The sequence below is a fragment of the Caulobacter vibrioides genome, from assembly GCF_002310375.3.
Classification (GTDB): Bacteria; Pseudomonadota; Alphaproteobacteria; order Caulobacterales; family Caulobacteraceae; genus Caulobacter; species Caulobacter vibrioides_D.
The window spans coordinates 3,900,001-3,921,327 of sequence record NZ_CP023315.3 but is presented as its reverse complement, the minus strand read 5'-3'; the positions used below and the strand labels follow the sequence as shown (position 1 = coordinate 3,921,327).

General features: G+C 68.0%; 18 protein-coding genes, 1 rRNA gene and 1 pseudogene (1 of these 20 only partly in view). 13 read left to right on the top strand and 7 right to left on the bottom strand.

Translation table 11 applies throughout. The features are described 5' to 3' along the window. The first annotated feature begins 6 nt into the window (after nucleotides 1-6). The 4 genes and pseudogenes from CA606_RS18645 to CA606_RS18630 all read left to right on the top strand — a co-directional run bounded on the left by CA606_RS18645 (nucleotide 7) and on the right by CA606_RS18630 (nucleotide 2,583). Nucleotides 7-930, top strand: coding sequence for an acetyl-CoA carboxylase carboxyltransferase subunit beta (locus CA606_RS18645; protein ID WP_096053171.1), 924 nt, complete (start codon nucleotides 7-9; stop codon nucleotides 928-930). 9 nt (nucleotides 931-939) lie between these two features. Then, nucleotides 940-1,054: pseudogene (locus CA606_RS18640) on the top strand (hypothetical protein). 22 nt (nucleotides 1,055-1,076) lie between these two features. Continuing rightward, nucleotides 1,077-2,390: a bifunctional folylpolyglutamate synthase/dihydrofolate synthase gene (locus tag CA606_RS18635; protein ID WP_096053172.1), complete on the top strand. Its 1,314-nt coding sequence runs from the start codon at nucleotides 1,077-1,079 to the stop codon at nucleotides 2,388-2,390. 85 nt (nucleotides 2,391-2,475) lie between these two features. After that, nucleotides 2,476-2,583, top strand: a complete 108-nt coding sequence (locus CA606_RS18630) for a hypothetical protein (RefSeq protein ID WP_096053173.1) — start codon at nucleotides 2,476-2,478, stop codon at nucleotides 2,581-2,583. 196 nt (nucleotides 2,584-2,779) lie between these two features. On the opposite strand, the gene trxA is transcribed toward CA606_RS18630, so the two are convergent. The 7 genes from trxA to CA606_RS18595 form a co-directional block, all read right to left on the bottom strand. Then, nucleotides 2,780-3,115, bottom strand: coding sequence for a thioredoxin (trxA, locus tag CA606_RS18625; RefSeq protein ID WP_096053174.1), 336 nt, complete (start codon nucleotides 3,113-3,115; stop codon nucleotides 2,780-2,782). 125 nt (nucleotides 3,116-3,240) lie between these two features. After that, nucleotides 3,241-6,705 carry a double-strand break repair helicase AddA gene (gene addA / locus CA606_RS18620; protein WP_096053175.1) on the bottom strand — a complete coding sequence of 1,155 codons (3,465 nt, stop codon included), beginning with the start codon at nucleotides 6,703-6,705 and terminating at the stop codon, nucleotides 3,241-3,243. 130 nt (nucleotides 6,706-6,835) lie between these two features. Then, on the bottom strand, nucleotides 6,836-9,826 hold the full coding sequence (addB, locus tag CA606_RS18615; protein ID WP_096053176.1) for a double-strand break repair protein AddB: 2,991 nt from the start codon (nucleotides 9,824-9,826) through the stop codon (nucleotides 6,836-6,838). After that, nucleotides 9,823-10,551 carry an N-acetylmuramate alpha-1-phosphate uridylyltransferase MurU gene (murU, locus tag CA606_RS18610; protein ID WP_096053177.1) on the bottom strand — a complete coding sequence of 243 codons (729 nt, stop codon included), beginning with the start codon at nucleotides 10,549-10,551 and terminating at the stop codon, nucleotides 9,823-9,825. The genes addB and murU overlap by 4 nt, the downstream gene beginning before the upstream one ends. Next, the gene (gene amgK / locus CA606_RS18605; protein WP_096053178.1) at nucleotides 10,548-11,639 is read right to left on the bottom strand and encodes an N-acetylmuramate/N-acetylglucosamine kinase AmgK; all 1,092 of its coding nucleotides are present in this window, start codon (nucleotides 11,637-11,639) and stop codon (nucleotides 10,548-10,550) included. The genes murU and amgK overlap by 4 nt, the downstream gene beginning before the upstream one ends. Beyond that, a complete protein-coding gene (gene tsaE, locus CA606_RS18600; protein WP_096053179.1) occupies nucleotides 11,623-12,069 on the bottom strand; it encodes a tRNA (adenosine(37)-N6)-threonylcarbamoyltransferase complex ATPase subunit type 1 TsaE in 447 nt (148 codons plus the stop codon). The genes amgK and tsaE overlap by 17 nt, the downstream gene beginning before the upstream one ends. Further along, entirely contained in the window at nucleotides 12,066-12,941 is an 876-nt protein-coding gene (locus tag CA606_RS18595) for a GNAT family N-acetyltransferase (RefSeq protein ID WP_181242688.1), read from the bottom strand. Before CA606_RS18595 ends, tsaE begins: the two co-directional genes overlap by 4 nt. A gap of 81 nt (nucleotides 12,942-13,022) precedes the next feature. Here CA606_RS18595 and zapE point away from each other — a divergent pair, with 81 nt between their 5' ends. The 9 genes from zapE to CA606_RS18550 all read left to right on the top strand — a co-directional run. After that, nucleotides 13,023-14,141, top strand: coding sequence for a cell division protein ZapE (zapE, locus tag CA606_RS18590; protein ID WP_096053180.1), 1,119 nt, complete (start codon nucleotides 13,023-13,025; stop codon nucleotides 14,139-14,141). Nucleotides 14,142-14,150: 9 nt separating this feature from the next. Beyond that, nucleotides 14,151-14,738, top strand: coding sequence for an NUDIX domain-containing protein (locus tag CA606_RS18585; protein ID WP_096053181.1), 588 nt, complete (start codon nucleotides 14,151-14,153; stop codon nucleotides 14,736-14,738). Between the two features lie 171 nt (nucleotides 14,739-14,909). Next, nucleotides 14,910-15,317, top strand: coding sequence for a succinate dehydrogenase, cytochrome b556 subunit (gene sdhC / locus CA606_RS18580; protein ID WP_096053182.1), 408 nt, complete (start codon nucleotides 14,910-14,912; stop codon nucleotides 15,315-15,317). Beyond that, a complete protein-coding gene (sdhD, locus tag CA606_RS18575; protein WP_181242922.1) occupies nucleotides 15,284-15,739 on the top strand; it encodes a succinate dehydrogenase, hydrophobic membrane anchor protein in 456 nt (151 codons plus the stop codon). Before sdhC ends, sdhD begins: the two co-directional genes overlap by 34 nt. Next, complete coding sequence (sdhA, locus tag CA606_RS18570) at nucleotides 15,739-17,526, top strand: succinate dehydrogenase flavoprotein subunit (protein WP_096053184.1); 1,788 nt, start codon at nucleotides 15,739-15,741, stop codon at nucleotides 17,524-17,526. The genes sdhD and sdhA overlap by 1 nt, the downstream gene beginning before the upstream one ends. A 7-nt stretch (nucleotides 17,527-17,533) precedes the next feature. Then, entirely contained in the window at nucleotides 17,534-18,316 is a 783-nt protein-coding gene (locus CA606_RS18565; protein ID WP_096053185.1) for a succinate dehydrogenase iron-sulfur subunit, read from the top strand. A gap of 184 nt (nucleotides 18,317-18,500) precedes the next feature. Further along, entirely contained in the window at nucleotides 18,501-19,739 is a 1,239-nt protein-coding gene (locus CA606_RS18560; RefSeq protein WP_096053186.1) for an NAD(P)/FAD-dependent oxidoreductase, read from the top strand. 43 nt (nucleotides 19,740-19,782) lie between these two features. Continuing rightward, on the top strand, nucleotides 19,783-20,103 hold the full coding sequence (locus tag CA606_RS18555) for a 2Fe-2S iron-sulfur cluster-binding protein (protein WP_096053187.1): 321 nt from the start codon (nucleotides 19,783-19,785) through the stop codon (nucleotides 20,101-20,103). Nucleotides 20,104-20,957: 854 nt separating this feature from the next. Then, nucleotides 20,958-21,327 (top strand): 16S ribosomal RNA (locus CA606_RS18550); it runs 1,114 nt beyond the window's last position.

Sequence of the window (21,327 nt, the reverse complement as noted above, 5' to 3'; positions counted from 1 at the left end):
AAGGCTATGGCTATGGCTGAACCCCAGGACCCGAAAAAGGGCGACAAGAAATCGGCGGAGCGCCGGGGCGGCGGCTGGCTGTCGCGGATCGCGCCCGGCGTGCGCGGCGCGTTCGCCAAGCGCGAGACGCCCGAGAACCTCTGGGTCAAATGCCCCGACACGGGCGAGATGATCTTCCGCTCCGACCTGGAGGCGGCCCTGTGGGTCACGCCGGCCGGTCGCCACATGCGGATCGGACCCGAAGCCCGCTTCAAGTTCACCTTCGATGACGGCCAGTACGAGGCCCTGCCGAGCCCGTCGGTGGTCGAGGACCCGCTGAAGTTCTCGGACGGCAAGCCCTACAAGGACCGCCTGGCCGCAGCCCGCAAGGCGACGGGCGAGCCCGACGCCATGGCCATCGGCTATGGCAAGGTCGGCGGAGTCGACGCCGTGGTGCTGGTCCAGGACTTCGCCTTCATGGGCGGCTCGCTGGGCATGGCCGCCGGTGAAGGCTTCATCGCCGCCGCCAAGGCCGCCCTGGAACGCCAGGTCCCGATGATCGCCTTCACCGCCGCCGGCGGCGCGCGGATGCAGGAAGGCGCACTGTCGCTGATGCAGATGGCCCGCACCACGCTGGCGATCAACGAGCTGAAGGACGCGGCCCTGCCCTACGTCGTGGTGCTCACCGACCCGACCACCGGCGGCGTCACCGCCTCCTACGCCATGCTGGGCGACATCCATCTGGCCGAGCCGGGCGCCCTGATCGGTTTCGCCGGTCCGCGCGTCATCGAGCAGACGATCCGCGAGACCCTGCCGCCGGGCTTCCAGCGGTCGGAATACCTTGTCGAAAAGGGCATGGTCGACCGCGTCACGCACCGCAAGGACCTGCCTGAGGTCCTGGGCTCGCTGCTAGGCACGCTGATGATGGGCCGCAAGCGCAAGGCGGCTTAGAGCGTTCTCATCCTCTCCCGTGAAACGGGGGAGGGGGACCGCGAAGCGGTGGAGGGGGCGTCAGCGCTTCCGCAGCGCCCCCTCCGTCACGTCGCCTATGGCGCCGCGCCACCTCCCCCGCTAGGCGGGTGAGGAGGGAGACGAGCATGACCGACCACCTCCGCGCCCACGACGCTGCGCTCGCGCGGCTCCAGGCGCTGCATCCCAAGCTGATCGACCTGTCGCTGGACCGGATGCGGCGGCTGTGCGCGGCCTTGGGCGATCCGCAGGATCGCCTGCCGCCGGTGATCCATGTGGCCGGCACCAACGGCAAGGGCTCGACGGTCGCCTATCTGCGGTCGATGGCCGAGGCGGCGGGTCTGAAGGTTCATGTCTTCACCTCGCCGCATCTGGTCCGCTTTTCCGAACGCATCCGCCTGGCGGGGACCCTGATCACCGACGCGCACCTGGCCGATGTGCTGGACCGCGTCGAGCAGGCCAATGCGGGTCAGCCGATCACCTTCTTCGAGATCACCACAGCCGCCGCCTTCGTCGCCTTCGCCGAGGTCCCGGCCGATCTCTGCATCGTCGAGGTCGGCCTCGGCGGCATTCTCGACGCGACCAATGTCGTCACGCCCAAGGTCAGCGTGATCGCCCCGGTCGATCTGGATCACCGCGAATTCCTCGGCGACACCATCGCTCAGATCGCCGGCGAGAAGGCGGGAATCATCAAGCCGGGCGCGCCGGCGGTTTCGGCCCGGCAGCATGAGGACGCCGAGCCCATCATCGAGGCCGCCGCCGAACGGGCCGGGGTTTCGCTGACCCTCATGGGGCGCGACTTCGACGCCTGGAGCGAGCGGGGGCGGCTGCTGGTCCAGATGGAGGAACGGCTGCTGGACCTGCCCGCCCCGTCGCTGCCCGGCGAGCATCAGTTCGCCAACGCCGGCCTCGCGGTCGCCGCCCTGCTGGCCCTGTCCGATCCGCGCATCGACGAGGCCGCCATGGCGCGGGGCCTGGAATCGACCATCTGGCCGGCCCGCTTCCAGCGCCTGACCGCCGGTCCGTTGGCCGAGCGCGCCAAGGCGGCGGACGCGGATCTCTGGCTGGACGGCGGCCACAATCCGCACGCCGGCCGCGCCGTCGCCCGCGCCGTCGCCGATCTCGCCGCTCGCGACGGCAGGCCGGTGGCGCTGATCTCGGGGCTTCTGGCCAACAAGGACGCCGCCGGCTTCTTCGGCGCTTTCCGGGGCGTAGCGAGCAAGGCCTTCACCGTGACCTTCGAGGGCCACGCCGCCGCCAGCGCCGCTGACACGGCCGCCGCCGCCGAGTTGGCCGGCCTGCGGGCTTGCGCCTGCGATTCGGTGGAAGAGGCGCTGGATCGCGCACTCCAGCTTGAGCCGGTCCCGCACGTGCTGATCTGCGGATCGCTCTACCTGGCCGGCGAGGTGCTGGCGATGAGCCCCGAGACGTGGCCGACCTGAGGGCGTAAGAGGGTCCCACGCCGATAGGGCGGCACGGCCCGGCGGACATTCTCGGTGGGCGCGCCCGTCCTGGCAGGAACCACCGATGGCCAAGGGTCAGAAAAAGTCGAACAAGGAAATCCGCAAACCGAAGGCCGAGAAGAAGCCGCCGCCGACGCCGGTCTCGCCGTTTATCGCGACAGGGAAAAAGTAGGTCCCTTCCTCATCCGAACTCCCCGGCGACATCCTGAGCCCTGAGCGGGTTCGCGCCGACCTCCCTTTCGGCAGGTGACGCGTCACGGGGTTCGATCTGGGTCCCGGCATCCGCCTGGAGGGTCAGGATCTCGCAACGCAAAACGCCCGCCCCGGCGAACCGGAGCGGGCGTCTTCAATTCAGCGCGCGGGGCCGATCAGGCCGGTTGCTGGACGCCGGCTTCGTTCAGCCATTCCAGGATCTTCTGCTTGGGCATGGCGCCGACCTTCATCGAGGTCATCTGGCCATCGCGGAACAGCATCATGGTCGGGATGCCGCGAACGCCGTAGCGCGACGGCGTCGTCGGGCTGTCCTCGATATTGACCTTGGCGATCGTCACCACGTCGGCCAATTCCTCGGAGAGCTGCTCCAGCGCCGGGGCGATCTGCTTGCACGGACCGCACCATTCGGCCCAGAAATCGACGAGGACGGGCTTGCTCGACTTCAGGACGTCGGCTTCGAAGGTGGCGTCGGTCACCGCAACGGTGCTCATGGTCTGCTCCAGTCTGGCGTCACGCCGCCGTTTCCGGCGCGGAGGACGCGATAAGGGGTCAAATCCGGAATCGTTCCGGAGGCTTGCATCAAGATGTAGGAGGACGCGAGACCCCCGGCAACGGGCTAGGTCAGCCGCGCCAGCGCCTGGGCCATCACCTTTTCTGGAACAGGCATCAGTTTGGGGCCGTCCGTCCACACCAGCGCCGCCTCCACTACGCGGCCCGGGAACACCTCGCGCAGCACAGCGGCGTAGACCGCCATCTGGGCCAGATAGGCGGTGTCGGCGTCCTCGATCTGATCGGGCGAGGGGCGGTTGGTCTTGTAATCCACCACCAGCACGCGGGCGTCATCAACCACCAGCCGGTCGACCCGTCCAGAGACCGCCAGACCCTCTGGCAGATGCGTGCTGGTCCCGGCCAAGGCGACCTCGGCGCGTGAATTGGGCCCGAACACCGCCGCGAACTGCGCGTCGTCGAGCACCCCGAACGCCGCGCTCGCCATCTCTTCCCGCTGAGCGTCGGTCAGGTCGCGCTCGGCCGCCAGGATGCGCCGCGCCGCGTCGGGTCGTTGGCTCGGCGGTAGGTCCGGCAGCAGCTGGAGAAGCTTGTGAATGAGCTCGCCGCGCCGATACCGGCCAAGACCGGCGACCCTGGCCAGGGGCGATGGCGCGGGGACGCGGGCGTTATCCTCTAGCCGCGACGGCGCGGCATAGCGGGCGGCGGCGGGCTCGGGCGTGGCCTGCGCCATGATCCAGACGGGCGGGGCGGCGACGGCGGCCTCGGTGGGGGCGACTCTCGGCGCGCTCAGCGGATCGGGGCCGTAGCGCAGGAACGCCGTGTCGCCGTCGCCGATCGTCCGCACGCCCGGCGCAATGTCGGGATGGGCGAATGCGGCGCGGGCCGCCGCGTACCAGCCGCCGACCTTGTCGTCCTTGGTGCGGGCGTCGATGCGGCCGCAGAGAATCAGCCGCTCGCGGGCCCGGGTGAGGGCCACATAGAGCAGGCGCAGGGCCTCTTGCGCCTCTTTGTCCTCGCGCAGCGTGCGCGCCTTGGCCGAGGCGGCGCAGTCGCCCTTGCCGGAGGCGCACCAGAGCAGGCCGCCGTCCTCGGTGACCAGCAGCGGCGAGCCGCCGGCGCCGCGTTTCACGGTGGTCTCGGGCAGGAAGACGATCGGCGCCTCCAGGCCCTTGGAGCCGTGGGCGGTCATCACCCGGACCTCGCGGCGGGCGCCTTCCATCTCGCGCTTGACGATGATGTCCAGCGCCGCGAAGTCGGCGACCAGGGCCTCCAGGTCGCGGACGCCGCGCTGCTCGGCCTCCATCACCTGGGCCAGGAACTCGTCCAGCGCCTCTTCAGCCTCGGCGCCCAGACGGGTCAGCACCTTGGCGCGGTGCGAGCGGCCGGAGGTGTCGGTCAGCCCCAGCCAGCCGGCGTAGAACTCGAACGGCTGGCGGCGGCGGCCTTCGACCAGCGCCCAGTCGAGAACGGCACGGGCGGCGGCCCATCCGGGGCGTTCCTCCGACCTGCGCACAAGTTCGGCCCAGAGCGTCGCCCGGCGCCCCTTGGCCAGCGCATAGACGTCGTCATCGCCAAGGCCGCAGAACGGTGCCTTCAACAGCGCCGCCAGGGTCAGGTCGTCATCAGGGAACAGGATGAACCGGCCCAGCGCCACCAGATCCTCGAAGGCGATGTGGCTGGACAGCGCCAGGCGGTCGGCCCCCGCCACCGGGACGCCACGCCGCTTCAGGGCGCGGATGATCTCCTCGAACAGCGCCTTGCGTCGGCGAACAAGGACGAGAATGTCGCCGGCATGGGCGGCGCGATGACGCCCAAGATCCTTGTCGAAGACCGCATCGCCGCGATCCAGGATCGCCTTGGTCTCGGCGGCGATCGCTTCGGCCAGGCGACGATTGGCGCTGCGCTCGCCCTCTTCGTCGAGCGGCCTCTCCCAGGCCTCGCGGTCCTCGCCGGGCAGTTCACGGGTCAGCGGCCAGAGGTCGACGCAACCAGGATGGCCGTGCCGGAACAGTTCGTGCCGAACCAGATCCTGGCCGACGGGGGGCGGCACCCCTTCGCGGGTGTCCGGATCGGAGAACAGGGCGTCGACGAAGCTCAGGACCTGGTGGGTCGAGCGATACGAGACCGTCAGCGGCACGCCCTTGCCGACCGCGCCGACCGCCTCGATCCGCGAAATATAGCCCTGGGTCTCTTCCAGCAGACGTGTCGGGTCGGCGCCCTGGAACGAGTAGATCGACTGCTTCTCGTCGCCGACCACGAACAGGGTCCGCTCGGCGCGGCGGCCGCTCCAGCCTTCGGACGTCTCGCCGACGAAGAAGTCGGCGGTCAGGGCGCGCAGGATCTCCCACTGCTCGGGCGCGGTGTCCTGCGCTTCATCAAGCAGAATGTGGTCGATGCCGCCGTCCAGCTTGTAGAGCACCCAGGCGGCCTCGACCTTCTCGGTCAGCAGCAGCCGCGTCTTGTCGATCAGGTCGGTGAAGTCGAGCGCGCCACGCGCTTCCTTCTCGATCCGATGGGATTCGACATAGAGCGCCGCCAGTCGCAGCGCGTCGGCCGTGTCTTCGGCCACCTTGGCGGCGCGGACCTGTTCGCGGGCGGCCTCCAGCTTGGCCTGCTCCAGCAGGAGGGCCTCGCGCAGGTCCTCGCGGCTTTTCAGGCCCGAGGTCTTGGCCGGCCAGGTCGCGGGCGTCCCCTCGCCGCCTTCGGTGAAGAGGGCGCGCAAGGCCAGGTCCAGCGTGGCGTCCGGGTCGCGGGCTACGGCGGCGAGGGCTTCAGCGTACTTGGCGTCCTGCTTGCCGCCGCCGTCGAACAGCACGGTCGCTGCGGCGCGCCAGGCGGCCAGATCCAGTCGCCGCATGGCCTGGGTCCCGAGGTCGACGGCCGAGGTCGGTTGCTCGAAGCCGCAGCGCGACCAAGCATCTGCGACGGCTTCTGAAAGACCGCCACACGCCTGGATGTGGGTCATGATCTGGCCACGCCGAGCTTCAAAGCCGGCGAACATCGCCTCGAAGCTCTGGAAATCCAGCGCGACCGAAAACCGGGCGTAGGCTTCGGAGAAAGCGTCCTCGTGACGATCGACCCAGCCGGCGGTGGCGCGACGGGCGGCGCGGGCGATGGCGGCGCCGGCCTGGTCGTCCATCACGGTGAAGCCTGGCGAGACCCCGGCCTCCAGCGGAAAGCGCCGCAAGAGCTTCTCGCAGAAGGCGTGGATGGTCTGGATCTTCAGGCCGCCCGGCGTCTCCAGCGCCTTGGCGAACAGGGCCCGGGCGTCCGAGAGGCCCTTGGCGTCATAATAGGCGTCGGCCTCGCCGACCAATTTGACCAGTTCGGTGCGTAGATCCGTGTCGCTGGTCACCGACCACTTGCCCAGCCGGTCGAACAGGCGGCGCTGCATCTCGGCGGCGGCGGCCTTGGTGTAGGTCACGCAGAGGATCGCCTGCGGCTCGACCCCGGCCAGCAGCAGGCGGGCGACGCGGTCGATCAGCGTCTTGGTCTTGCCTGAACCGGCGTTGGCGGTGACGAAGGCTGAGATCGTCGGGTCGGCGGCGATGCGCTGAGGATCGTGCGTCATAATCCTCCCCCCGTGGGGGAGGCGGTCCGGAGGACCGGCGGGGGGAGGAGTAGTCCCACCCACAACGCTTCCCCCTCCGTCGGCTGCGCCGACACCTCCCCCTCTGGGGGGAGGATTTGCGAGAACGCGCTCATTCGCCTTCTCCGTCGTCGCCGCTGGTCGACCATTCGAACACGCGCGCCAGGTGCGCATAGTCGCCGGGGTGCTCCTTGACGAACTGCGGCGCGACCCGCGAGCGGTACGGCTCGTCCGGGTCGTCATAACGGGCGATCAGGGACGACAGGCCCTCCAGCGCCTTGCGCGCAGCCTCCTCGCTTGCGCCGTCGCCCTTGGCCCGGACCTGCTCCTCACCCGCGGGGCGTCGGCCCGTGACGCGGACATAGGTCAGGTCGCCGGGCGTCGGCTTGCCGAGATCCGGGAACCCGCCGTTCATCAGAATCGCCGCCGTCAGGGTCAGCTGCGGCGAGAAGCCGGTGTCGACCTGCTTCTGCGACGGCGCGGCGCCGGTCTTGTAGTCGAGAATGTGGGCGGTTCCGTCCGGCGTCGGCTCGATACGGTCGGCCTTGGCGGTCAGCGTGAACGGGCGGCCGTTGATGACGAGGTCCAGCTTGCCCTCGGCCTCGACGACGATGCGGCGCACATGGGCGCGGCGCTGGCGCTCCCAGTCGGCGACCCAGGCGGCGGCCTCGCGGGCCAGGGCTTTCTCGCGGGCCAGGGCGGTGGGCGGCATGCCGGCGCTGACCAGGGCGTCGACATAGAGCTTCTCGAAAGCCGACGCCGCTTCGGCCGGCACGGCGTCGGGATAGAGCTCGGCGAACGTTTCGAAGGCGGCGTGGATGGCGGTGCCGCGCGCCCGCGCCTCGACCGGTTCGTCGGGTCGCTCCAGCGGATAGAGCTTGAGGATGTCCCGCGCCCAGACGGCGTAGGGGTCGCGGGTCAGGGCCTCGACGCGCGTCACCGCCATCTTGCGTGGGCGGTCCTCAACGGGCGGCTTGGGCGCGGGGCGGCCGATCGGCGTATAGGGCCCCGGCGCGTCCAGGGCGCGGACCCAGTCGGTCACATCATCGCGACGCGGCAATTCGAGGCCCGCGCCAGCGGCCAGGGTCTTCAGGCGCCACAGCCAGCGCGATTCGACGGCCGGCGCGCCGCCGCGCCGCTCGCAATGGACCAGAACCACGTCCGGCGCGCTGGCGGCTTGGGCGAAGTCGTGGGCGGTCAGGCCGATCCGGCGCTCGGGCGGCGGCAGGCCCAGGCGCTGGCGCATCGGCCGCGACAGGAACGGATCGATCGGCGCACCTTGCGGCCAGACGCCTTCCTCCAGCCCTGCGAGCACCAGGCGGTCGGCGCGCACCAGCCGCGCCTCGATGGCGCCGAGGATGCGCAGACGCGGATGCGTCGCCCCGCCCACGCGGACGGTCTCCTCATTGACCAGGCGGTCGAGAATATCGGCGAAGGCCTGGGGCGAGGCGTCGGGCAGGGGCTCGCCGTCCTGGATCAGGGCGGCCATCAGCGTTCCCAGGCACTCGCCGGCGTTGCCCGCCCAGAGACGATGGGGCGCGATCAGCGACTCCAGCGCCTCGACCAGAGCCTGGGCCGCCCGGGCGGGGGCGGCGTGCTTTCCGCCGCCATAGGGCGCAGCGGCATGGTCCACGGCGGCGAGGATGCGTTCGGCCAAGGCCAGGGCGTCCGGCGCGTCGCGAAGGCGCGCGCGCAGTCCATCGGCCGAACCGGGCGCTGCGCCGCGCAAGCCCTTGCGCTCCAGCAGCGCGGCGGCGGGCGCCTCATCCTCGCCTAGGACGAGCGGATGCTTGGCGAAGGCCAGCAGGCGAACCGGGTTGAGGGGCTCCTCGACGAGCCTCGCCAGGTGCAAAGCCAGGATCGCCGCCCCAGCGGCGGCCAGCGGCGCGCCGGCCGAGCTGTCGGGGATGACGCCCCACCGCTGCAGGCGAGTCATGACCCGGCGCGCCAGGGTCTGGTCGGGGGTGACGAGGGCCGCCGTGCGGTCTGGATGCTCTAGAGCCTCGCGCAGCAGGAGCGCGCAGGCGCCGGCGGCGTCCTCCTCGGCGCGGGCGGCGATGACCGAGAACCCCTTCAGTCCTTCGGCGATCGGGTCGAGGCCGGGAGCCTCGGCGCGCAGGGCGGCGATCTGGCTCAGCCAGTCGGCGGTGGCTTCGGCGGGACGCAGCGCCTCGTTGACGATGCGACGCCGCCAGCGGCCGCGGCTGTCGACCTCGGGAACCCAGGCGCGGACCTCGGCGCGCGAGACGCCGGCGCGGTCCAGCAGGCGCTTCATCGCCCCCTGCGGATGCTGCTCGCCCTGGGAGCCCTCGATCTTGGCCCAGGCGGTGTCTGCGAGATCCTCGTCCAGGCCCGGCAGCACCACGGCCCCCTTGGGCGCGGCGGCGATGACCCGCAGCAGGTCGGCGGTCGCTGGCGCGGTGCCGGTCGAACCGGCGGCGACCAGCACCTCGGTCGGCGGGTTGTCGCGCCACTGGGCCTCAAGAGCGCGTAGCAGTCGCACGCGACGTTCGGAGACGTCGATCAGACCAAGATCATTCAGGCGCGCCGACCAGGCCCGCAGCACGGACCGCAGGAACCGGGCCGAGACCTGCCAGTGCTGGGCCAGATCGCCCTCCGCCAGGCCGTCCAGCTTATCGTCGAAATTCACTTCCTCGATCTGGCAGCTGTCGAGAAACTCGCTGAGCGCCTTGGCCAGTTCCAGCGCCTGAACAGGGCCGGGCTTGAACGACAGCTTGTCGCCGTGGTCGGTCACCAGCCTCGCCAGTTCGAACCGCCGCCGCCGCGACGAGATCGCCGGCGGCAGAGTCAGGGACAGCTCCCCCGGCTCGAACGGCGGCTCGCCTTCGTCCAGATCGCCCAGCGGCCGGATCTGCGGCAGCAGCAGCGCCCGCCCGCCGCCGACGGCCAGGAAGGCGTCGGCCAAGGCTCGCGCGCCCCGGCGGGTCGGGGTCAGCACCGTGGCGCGCGGCAGCGCCTCGGGCCCCAGCGGCTCCAGCGTATTCAGAAGACCGCGCGCCAAATCGTCGACGAACGGGCGGTGCGCCGGGATCGAATACCAGCGCGGCCCTTCACGGTCGAAGAACGGCGCGGACCCGCTCATGCCTCGGCGAGCCTGGCTTCGGCCGCGAGCTTGGCCTGCGGATCGCCGACATGCATCCAGAGGCCCTCGGGGGCTACGCCGTGGACCCGGCCCTCGGTGGCCAGACGTTTCCAGAGCGGCAGCAGCGAAAACGGCCCGTCGGGACCATCGGCCGTGATCTCCGGCTTGCAGATATGAACGCCGACATAGACGAGCGGCGCGATCTCTCCGGCGTCCTTGAAACGCACCACGCCGTCGGCGCTGAGGAACACATCGCCTGTGTCGTGGAAGCCCAGCGAGCCGGTGGTCGAGGCCAGCATCAGGCACACGTCCATCCGCTTAGGATCCCAGGCGGCGGCCACCGCGTCGACGGCGGCGCCCGCGTGTTCGATCCAGATCGAGTCGATATTGGCGACGAACACCGGCGCCTCGCCCAGCAGGGCCAAGGCGTACTTGATCCCGCCGCCGGTCTCCAGCGCCTGGGCGCGCTCGTCGGAAATGATGATTCGGGGGGCGAGGCCCTTGGCCTGGCGGGCCCGCAGGTGCGCCTCCACCAGATCGGCGAAGTAGTGGACGTTGACCACGGCCGTCTCGACGCCGGCCGCGACGAGCCGATCTAGCATGTGGTCGATCAGCGCCTTGCCGGCGACCTCGACCAGGGCCTTGGGCCGGTCATTGGTCAGGGGGCGCATGCGGGTGCCAAGGCCTGCGGCCAGCACCATGGCCATCTTGGGCGCCTTGCTCATCGACGCGTCTCCACGGGCACGTAGCGATCAAACCACGCTTTCAGCTCGGCCAGGGCGGGGTCGGCGAAGCAGACGTCCAGATAGACCCACAGACGCGGAATGAAGTCGGCGTAGCGGGGCTTGCCGTCGCGGGTCACCAGGCGGGCGAAGATGCCCAGGATCCGGATGATGTTGAGCGCGCCCAGCGCATGGTAGTCGGCCAGGAAGGCGGTGCGGTCCAACTCGGGGCGGGCGGCGAGATAGCGTTCGAGGCAGGCGGCCTCGCGCTCCGGCGAGACAGTGCGGCGGGCGTCGTGTAGCAGCATGGAGAGGTCCCAGGCCGGATGGGCCAGCACCGCGTCCTGAAAGTCCAGCATGCCGACCCGGGCCGCGCCGTCGCGCTTGGGCAACCAGATCAGGTTCTCGGCGTGATAGTCGCGATGGCAGAAGACGGTCGCGTCGGCCTCGCCCTTGGCCCGGATCGGCGCCCAGATCGCTTCCCATTCGGCCAGCGCCGCCGCATCGAAGGTGATGTCGCGGAACCTTGGCTGCCACTCGATGAAGATGTCGTGCGCGGTCTTCAGGGCCAGATCGTCATAGGTCAGCAGCGGCCAGGTCGAGCCGTCGTAGCTGAGGACCTTTGGCGTCGAAGCCGCGTGGATCGCCAGGAGGCCATCGATCGCGGCGTCATAGAGTGGAGCCTCATCGGTTCCGGCCTCGATCAGGCGCGCATAGAGATCATCGCCAAGGTCCTCCAGCACGGCCAAGCCTGCGGCTGGGTCTGCGGCCAGAACCTTGGGAGCCGATAGGCCTTGGGCGTTGAGCCACCCCGCGCAGGCCACGAAGGCGTCCACGCGGCCGGCCGCCAGGCGCGCCAGAGCGTTGTAGCCCAGAGCGGCGCGCTCGGCCGGCGAGGCGTCAGGCGGGCAAGGGGCGGTTTCGACCGAGGGCGGCTGGTCCATGAACATGTAGCTTTGCTCGCCCCGATGCAGCCGCTCATAGGCGCGGGTCGAGGCGTCGCCGCCCAGCGACTCGCGGCGGACGTCGCCGAAGCCGTTGGCGGACAGGAACGCGGCCTTGGCCGCCTCGCGTTCAGAGCTCAAGGTCACGTCCTTCGAAATCGCCGTGCGCCACGATGACGGCGCGTCGGGCGTCGCCGTCCAGGGCGATGTCTATATCGAGCCGAGTCCGGGGCAAACGGCCTTCCAGGCGCTGGGGCCATTCGATCAGGGCGACGCCGCCGTCGAGCGCTTCGTCCAGTCCGATCTCGTAGGCCTCGTCGGGATCCGAAAGGCGATAGAGGTCGAAATGGGCCAGGGGGAACTTCGCCGTCTCATAGAACTGAACCAGCGTGAAGGTCGGGCTGGGGACCTCCTCGTCCGGCGTCGTCAGAGCCCGGATCAGGGCCCGGGCCAGGGTCGACTTGCCGGCGCCGAGCGGGCCGGTCAGGCAGAGGGCGTCTCCCGGGCGAAGGGCGCGGGCCAGCGTCCGGCCCAGCGCCTGGGTCGCGGCCTCGTCGGCGAGGGAAAGGGTCTTCACGTCAGGGGGCTCGTCGGCTCGTTCGGCAGTTGACGCTCCACATAGCGCTTCAGGACCTCGGTGGCTTGCTCAGCGTCTCGCGGCAAGGCCTCCGGATCAACGGGCGGCCCGATGGTCAGCGAGAAGCGCCGTCCCTTCTTGTTCAGCAGTTCGTGGAACAGAGTGATGTCCCGAAGCTCGCGCGAGAGACGGCCGAACAGGTGGAAAAGGGTCGACCAGGGCCCCTCCAGGTGAATGGGCGCGATCGGCGCACCATACTTGCGCGCGATTGAGACGGCCGAGGACATCCAAGGCGGATCGCTGAGCCGCCCTTCCGCATCCGTCACCGCCAGCCGTCCGGCGGGGAAGATCATAAGCGCCCTTTCGGCCTCCATCGCCTCGCGGGTCATGGAGAGGGTCAGGCGCATGCGCTCGCGGCTGCGCTTCTCCTCGACCCATTCGACGGGGATCAGGACGTCGTCGAAGCGTGGGCAAACGCGGTGGGCGTCCGCATTGGCGTAGAAGACGAGGTCCGGACGATGGGTCTTTAGGGCGTCATAGACAGCCACGCCGTCCCCGATGCCGGTCGGATGGTTGGCCACGATCACGACGCGGCCCTCGGCGGGCAGATGCTCAAGGCCGCGGATCTCGACCTTCAGCGACAAGAGCCGCGACACATGATCGAGCGCCGCCTGGCCGCCCATCGTCTCGATGGTCTCAGCCATGGTCCGCGCCTTGCGATAGTCGAGCAGGCGATAAAGAGCGGGCTTCAGCAGCGGCCAGGCCGGCGAGCCCGTCAGCCTTGGGGCGCGTTCGGCGATCAGGGTGTCGATGATGTGGGGCTCAGCGGATTGGCCCGCTTGGACCGCCCCGGCGGCCGGAACATGAACCATGGGTCGAGCTTAGGCGCGGTGATCGGTTCTGTCAGCGCCCTCTTGCTCCGGGCGCGGCGAACGCGCTAACCGCAATCCTTGATGCCGACTTCCCTTCGCACCGCCTATCGCGAGCGCCTGGCCCAGGGCGAGATCAGGCCCGACGTCGCCCAGGCGGCCGCGGTCGAGGCCCTGTCGCGCCTGGAGGCCGATCTCGACGCCGCCGGCGAGCCGGGCTTCTCGTTCTTCGGTCGCAAGCCCAAGAGCCAGCGCGGCGTCTATCTGTGGGGCCCCGTCGGTCGCGGCAAGTCCATGGTCATGGATCTCTTCTTCGACAGCGCGCCCGTGGCCAAGAAGCGCCGTATCCACTTCCACGCCTTCATGGCCGAGGTCCACGCCGACATCGACGTCTGGCGCAAGGGCGATGCCGCCACCCGCAAGGCGCGGTTTGGCCAGTCCAAGGGCGATGATCCCGTCGCGCCCACCGCCGAGCGGATCGCCGGCGAAGCGCGCCTGCTGTGCTTCGACGAGTTGCAGGTCACCGACATCGCCGACGCCATGATCCTGGGACGGCTCTTCGAGGCGCTGTTCGCGCGCGGCGTCACCCTGGTGGCGACCTCGAACCGGCCGCCGGAGGATCTCTATAAGGACGGCCTGAACCGTCAGCTCTTCTTGCCCTTCATCGACATGCTAAAGTCGGCGATGGACGTCGTGGCGGTGCGGGGGCCGGTCGATTTCCGCCTGGATCGCCTGCGCGCGGCCCGCACCTGGTTGGCGCCGAACGACAAGGCGAGCCAATCCGCGTTCGACCGGCTCTGGGCCGACATGCTGGACGGCGCGCCTGAGACGGGCGCGACTCTCGAGGTGCTGGGACGGAAGATGCGCCTGCCCCGCGCGGCGGGTGGCCTGGTGCGCTCGTCCTTCGCCAGTCTGTGCCAGCAAGCCCTCGGCTCGCAGGACTATCTCGCGATCGCCGAGCGCTTCCACACACTCTTCCTTGAGGACGTGCCTTGCCTCACGCCGGCGCGCCGTGACGCCGCGCGGCGCTTCAACACCCTGGTCGACGCGCTCTATGAAGCCGACGTCAAACTGGTGGCGCTGGCCGAAGCCGAGCCGGAGCAGCTCTATCCGGAGGGGGAGGGGGCCTTTGAGTTCGAGCGGACCGTCTCGCGCCTGCAGGAAATGCGGTCCGCCGACTATGTCGGTCGAGTCAGGGATTAGGAGGCGGCGATGTCGGTCAAGGATCGGGTTCGGGTTCGCGAAACCAGACTGCTCTCCGACAACTGGTACGTGCTGCGGACCACGACCTTCGACTGGAAGCGCCGGGACGGAACCTGGCAGACCCAGTCGCGCGAGCACTACGATCGTGGCAACGGCGCTGTCCTTCTTCCCTACAATATCGAGAACCGGACGGTGCTGCTGGTCAAGCAGTTCCGCTATCCGGCCTTTGTGAACGGCTGCGACGACCTCTTGATCGAAGCCGCAGCCGGCCTGCTCGACGACGCCGAGCCCGAAGTCCGTATCCGAGCGGAGGTCGAGGAGGAGCTGGGCTACCGCCTAGGTGAGGTCCGCAAGGTGTTCGAGGCCTTCATGAGCCCCGGATCGGTGACCGAGATCCTGCACTTCTTCGTCGCCGAGTACGATGCGGCCATGCGCATCAGCGACGGCGGAGGCCACCCCAATGAGGGCGAAGACATCGAGGTCCTGGAGATGACGATGGAGCAAGCTCTGGCCATGATCGCGGACGGCCGTATCCGCGACGCCAAGACGATCATGCTCCTCCAGCACCTGGCCCTTACAGTGCTGCGCGCGGCTTAGACCTCGCGTTGTTGGCGAGGGCCTGCGCCTCAAGCCCTGGGACGCGCTCGTCGACCCGCCAAGGTGAGGAATTGCGAACGTTTCTCAACAGGGCGCCGTTTAATTGACACCCCCGCCCTCGCGCTTAAAAGCATCCCGCAACGCACAAAGGCTACTGGGGTTGGACCTCTCATGACCGACACGAGCCGGGGGCTGCCTGAGCGCCCGATGTCGCCGCACCTGCAAGTGTGGCGCTGGCATATCACGATGGCCTGCTCGATCCTCCACCGCGGTTGCGTCGTTGGCCTCTGGGCCGGCGCCGTGATCCTTGCGGGCTGGGCCGCCGCTCTCGCCGCCGGGCCCGACGCCTATGCAAGCTATGTCGGCTTGCTGGGTTCGCCGATCGGCAAGCTTGTCCTGCTGGGCGAGACCTTCGCGGTCTTCTTCAACGTCGCCTACACGATCCGTCAGACCTTCTGGGACGCCGGCAAGGGCTTCGCTCCCCGCACGTCCGACATGACCGGCGCCATGGCCATCGCTTTTGCGGTGGTGGCGACGATCGTGACCTGGGTCATCGCCGGCGGCATCGGAGCTTTCTGATCATGAGCAAGAAAGAACTTTTCCAGCCCCAGCAGTTCCGCACGCCGCTGTCGCGCGCTCGGGGCATGGGCGCGTCGCGCCATGGCGTCAGCCACTTCATCACCGAGCGCGTCTCGGGCCTGGCGCTGGCGCCGTTGACGGTGTGGGGCGTCTATTCGGCCCTCAAGCAGGTGCGCGCGCCGCATGACGTCGTCGTCCAGTGGATGGCCCAGCCCGTCAACGCCGTTCTCCTGAGCCTGCTGCTGATCGCCGCCCTCGTGCACCTTCAGAGCGCTGTGCAGGTCGTGATCGAAGACTATATCGAACGCTTCACCACCAAGACCGCCCTGGTGATTGGCAACCTGTTCGTCTGCGTGCTGGCCGGCGCCGTGGGGGTCTTCTCGATCCTCAAGGTCGCCCTGACCGTGACCGGAGCCCATTGATGTCGGCCTACAAGTTTATTGATCACAAGTTCGACGTCGTCGTCGTCGGCGCCGGCGGCTCGGGCCTTCGCGCCGCGCTCGGCGCCGCCCAGGCCGGTCTGAAGACCGCCTGCATCACCAAGGTGTTCCCGACCCGCAGCCACACCGTGGCGGCGCAGGGCGGCATCTCGGCCTCGCTGGGCAACATGAGCCAGGACGACTGGCGCTGGCACATGTTCGACACCGTCAAGGGTTCGGACTGGCTGGGCGACCAGGACGCCATCGAGTACCTGACCCGCAACGCGCCTGCGGCGGTCTATGAGCTCGAGCACTGGGGCGTGCCCTTCTCGCGGACGCCCGACGGCAAGATCTATCAACGCGCCTTCGGCGGCATGACCAAGAACTTCGGCGAAGGCCCGATCCAGCGCACCTGCGCGGCGGCCGACCGGACCGGTCACGCCATGCTGCACACGATGTATGGCCAGTCGCTGGCTCACGACACCGAGTTCTTCATCGAGTACTTCGCCCTCGACCTGATCATGGACGACGGCGTCTGCCGCGGCGTGACCGCGTGGAAGCTCGACGACGGCACCCTGCACCGCTTCCAGGCCCAGATGGTGGTTCTGGCGACCGGCGGTTACGGCCGCGCCTACTTCTCGGCGACCTCGGCCCACACCTGCACGGGCGACGGCAACGCCATGGCGCTGCGCGCCGGCCTGCCGCTGCAGGACATGGAATTCGTGCAGTTCCACCCCACCGGCATCTACGGCGCCGGCTGCCTGATCACGGAGGGCGCGCGCGGCGAAGGCGGCTACCTGACCAACTCGGAAGGCGAGCGCTTCATGGAGCGCTATGCGCCGACCGTGAAGGATCTGGCCCCGCGTGACATGGTCAGCCGCGCGATGACCATCGAAATCCGCGAAGGGCGCGGCGTGGGTCCCAACAAGGACCACATCTTCCTGCACCTGGATCACCTGGATCCGAAGATCCTGCACGAGCGCCTGCCGGGCATTTCGGAAACGGCCAAGGTCTTCGCCGGCGTCGATGTGACCAAGGCGCCGATCCCGGTCCTGCCGACCGTGCACTACAATATGGGCGGCATCCCGACGAACTATCACGGCGAAGTCGTCACCAAGTCGGGCGACAATCCCGACCAGGTGATCCCGGGCCTGATGGCCGTGGGCGAGGCCGCCTGCGTGTCGGTGCACGGCGCCAACCGCCTGGGCTCAAACTCGCTGATCGACCTTGTCGTGTTCGGTCGCGCTGCGGCGCTGCGTTGCGCCGAAATCCTCAAGCCGGGCGCCAAGCAGCCGGAACTGAAGGACGTCCAGACCGACGCCCACCTGGCGCGCTTCGACGGCTTCCGTAACGCCTCGGGCTCGACGGGCGCCGCCGAATTGCGCCTTGAAATGCAGAAGGCGATGCAGGAAGACGCCGCCGTGTTCCGCACCGGCGAGAGCCTGGACAGCGGCGTTGCGCGGCTGCAGGCCGTCTGGGACAAGAAGGCCGACCTCAAGGTCAGCGATCGGGGTCTGGTGTGGAACACCGACCTGATGGAAACCCTCGAGTTCGACAACCTGATCGGTCAGGCGGTCGTGACGGTGAACGGCGCGGCCAACCGCACCGAAAGCCGCGGCGCCCACGCCCGCGAGGATTTCTCGGATCGCAACGACACCGAATGGATGAAGCACACCCTGGCGTGGCTCGAGCTCGACACCGGCAAGGTGAAGATCGACTACCGCCCGGTCCACAGCTACACCATGTCGGACGACATCGCTTACATCCCGCCGAAGCAACGGGTCTACTGAGGGTACGATGGTCGAACTCGCACTCCCCAAGAACTCGCAGGTCAAGTCGGGCAAGCATTGGCCCGCCCCGGCCGGCGCCAAGAAGGTCAAGACCTTCAAGATCTATCGCTACGACCCGGAAGCGGGTGGCAACCCGCGCTGGGACACCTACGACGTCGATGTCGACGCCGTCGGGCCGATGGTCCTGGACGCCCTGCTCTATATCAAGAACACCATCGACCCGACCCTGGCCTTCCGCCGGTCGTGCCGGGAAGGCGTTTGCGGCTCGTGCTCGATGAACATCGGCGGTCGCAACACCCTGGCCTGCACCCACGGCTGGGCCGAGGTCCCGGGCAAGGCGGTGCAGATCAGCCCGCTGCCACACATGCCTGTGGTTAAAGACCTGATCCCGGACCTGACGCTGTTCTACGCGCAGTACGCCTCGATCGAGCCGTGGCTGCACACCGACACGCCCGAGCCGCAGGCCGAGTGGAAGCAGTCACCGGAAGACCGCGAGAAGCTCGACGGCCTCTATGAGTGCATTCTCTGCGCCTGCTGCTCGACCTCCTGCCCCAGCTACTGGTGGAACGGCGACAAGTATCTGGGCCCGGCGGCGCTGCTGCACGCCTATCGCTGGCTGATCGACAGCCGCGACGAGGCCACCGGAGACCGCCTCGATGCGCTTGAGGATCCCTTCAAGCTCTATCGCTGCCACACGATCATGAACTGCGCTCAGGTCTGCCCCAAGGGGCTGAACCCCGCCAAGGCGATCGCCGAAATCAAGAAGATGATGGTCGAGCGCGTCGTCTGACGCATCCTCCAGGACAAGAAATATGGGGCGGCTTCGGAGACGAGCCGCCCCATATGCTAAGTACGCAAGGCGTCCGGGCGCTGTATCGCAGACACTTTCCCCGACGCATTCTGCATCCGCCTCTATCGAAGGCGCTTGCCAATAGGTGACGCCGGCGTCATTTTTGACGAAAGGGAGGGCGTCATTGAGCGCTAACGTCAATCAGAACGCATGCGTCGTTATCGTCGGCGCGGGTCACGCGGGCGGTTCAGTCGCCGCGTTCCTGCGCCAGTATGGTCACGAGGGCCGGATTGTCCTGATCGGGGACGAGCCGCTGCTGCCCTATCAACGCCCCCCGCTTTCCAAAGCCTGGCTGAAGGGTGAGGCGGACGCCGACTCGCTGTCGCTGAAGCCCGCCGACTGGTACGCCGAAAACAATGTGATGCTGCGTCTCGGCGGCGTCGCCGAACGGATCAACCGTTCGGAAAAGACCGTGACCCTGGCCTCGGGCGAGGTGATCTCCTACGATTTTCTGGTGCTGGCCACCGGCGCGCGGGCCCGAGAGCTGCCGATCCCCGGATCGGACCTCGCCGGCGTTCTGGCGCTCCGCACAGCCGCCGACGCCGAACTGCTGAAGAACGCCCTGGGTCCGGACAAGCGCCTCGCCGTCGTCGGGGGCGGCTATGTTGGCCTTGAGGCCGCCGCCTCGGCGCGCGCTCTGGGCAGCCATGCCATGGTGATCGAGCGCGAGAGCCGTGTTCTGGCGCGCGTCGCTTGCGAGACGCTGTCGCACTTCTTCCAAGATTATCACGGCAAGCACGGCGTCGCGTTCGAGCTGAACGCCGGCGTCGCGGCCTTCGAAGGCCATGAGGGCCACGTGACGGGCGTGCGCTTCACCGATGGCCGGGTCGTGGCGTGCGATGTCGCCCTCGTCGGTGTGGGCGCGGTTCCGAATGATGAGCTGGCCAAGGACGCCGGGCTGCCGACCGTCAATGGCGTGGTGGTCGATCTCGACGCGCGGACAGATGACCCGTCGATCTTCGCGATCGGCGATGTCAGTCACCGCCCTTTGCCCCTCTATGACCGACAGTTTCGACTGGAGAGCGTTCCGAACGCGCTCGAACAGGCCAAGCAGGCGGCGTCGGCGATTCTGGGCCGGCCAGGACCGGCGCCCGAGACGCCCTGGTTCTGGTCGGACCAGTATGACCTCAAGCTGCAGATCGCCGGGCTGCCCTTCGACGCCGATCGCCAGGTGGTGCGCGGCGACGTGGCGGCGGCGAAGTTCGCGGTCTTCCATCTGAAGGGAGACCTGGTTCAGGCCGTCGAGGCGGTGAACGCTCCGCCCGAGTTCATGGCCGGCAAGCAACTGATCGCCAAGCGCACGCCGGTCGACGTCAACAAGCTCGCCGATCCGTCGGTGTCCATGAAAGAGGTGGCGGCCTAAGGTCGCCCCATAGAGAGAGCCTTCCAGGGGTAACGGGAAACAAATGGCCAAGATCACCTACATCCAGCACGACGGCGCCGAGCAAGTCATCGACGTGAAGCCGGGCCTGACCGTCATGGAAGGCGCCGTGAAGAACAATGTCCCGGGCATTGACGCCGACTGCGGCGGCGCCTGCGCCTGCGCGACGTGCCACGTCTATGTGGACGAAGCCTGGCTCGATAAGACCGGCGACAAGTCGGCCATGGAAGAGTCGATGCTGGACTTCGCCGAGAACGTTGAGCCCAACAGCCGCCTGTCCTGCCAGATCAAGGTTAGCGACGCGCTGGACGGCTTGATCGTGCGTCTCCCGGAGAGCCAGCACTAAGGCGTACGGCTGGAGCCCGCCTGGTCGGGCTCCGCAGGCCTCTATTAACGACGCCGTCAAAAGAGCGTCGTTATATTGTCGCGAGGGGGTTGCCAGCCGCCGGCTGGCCGACTAGATCACCGCCTCGCTCGGAACGGCATCGCGACCGGACGACGCGGCCCCCGAAAGGGAGTTGCATCGGTTCAGACGCTTCGCTAAAAACCTCGCTCCAATCGACTCAGTGATGGATCCGCAAGGGCGGCTTCGGCAGCCCCGGGATCCTCTTTTTGTCTCTTCGATACCGGGTCATCCGGGTTGTCGAAAAAGTCGAAAAGAGTTGGTTGACTTCGGAATGTCGCCTCTTTAGAAGCGCCGCTCCGGACATCGCCGCCAAGACTTCGCAAGAATTCAGCGGCGCGATGTAAGGTCTAGTTACTCGGTGCTTTGAAGTTTCTTCAAAATAATCGGTTGACTGGATTGGTTGGCTTCTCTAGAAGCTGGCCGCTCCGGCGGATCCGGATTTTCTGGTTTCGCCGCCCGGTTCGAAAAGTTTTAAAAAAACGATTTGACACGGAATTCGAGGTTGGATAGATAGCCGCCTCCGCCGACATCGGGCGCTAAACGATGGGGCCGCTGAGGTGGTTCGGGTCTTTGACATTGTTGAATTGGAAAGAGAAACGCAGGCGGCGGCGCTCTGGCGATGACCTTCGGGTCATCAACTGACGCTGACGAATGCGGTCTCTTGAAGAAGACACCATTACGCCGGTTGGCCTTCGGGTCGATCGAGTGATGGGAACTCGTCAAGAAACTATGCAAACCAGATACCTGGTCCTGGGTTTTCCCCTGGGATCGGAAGTCTGAAGTCAATGTCAACTCAACCTGAGAGTTTGATCCTGGCTCAGAGCGAACGCTGGCGGCAGGCCTAACACATGCAAGTCGAACGGATCCTTCGGGATTAGTGGCGGACGGGTGAGTAACACGTGGGAACGTGCCCTTTGGTTCGGAACAACTCAGGGAAACTTGAGCTAATACCGGATGTGCCCTTCGGGGGAAAGATTTATCGCCATTGGAGCGGCCCGCGTCTGATTAGCTAGTTGGTGAGGTAAAGGCTCACCAAGGCGACGATCAGTAGCTGGTCTGAGAGGATGATCAGCCACATTGGGACTGAGACACGGCCCAAACTCCTACGGGAGGCAGCAGTGGGGAATCTTGCGCAATGGGCGAAAGCCTGACGCAGCCATGCCG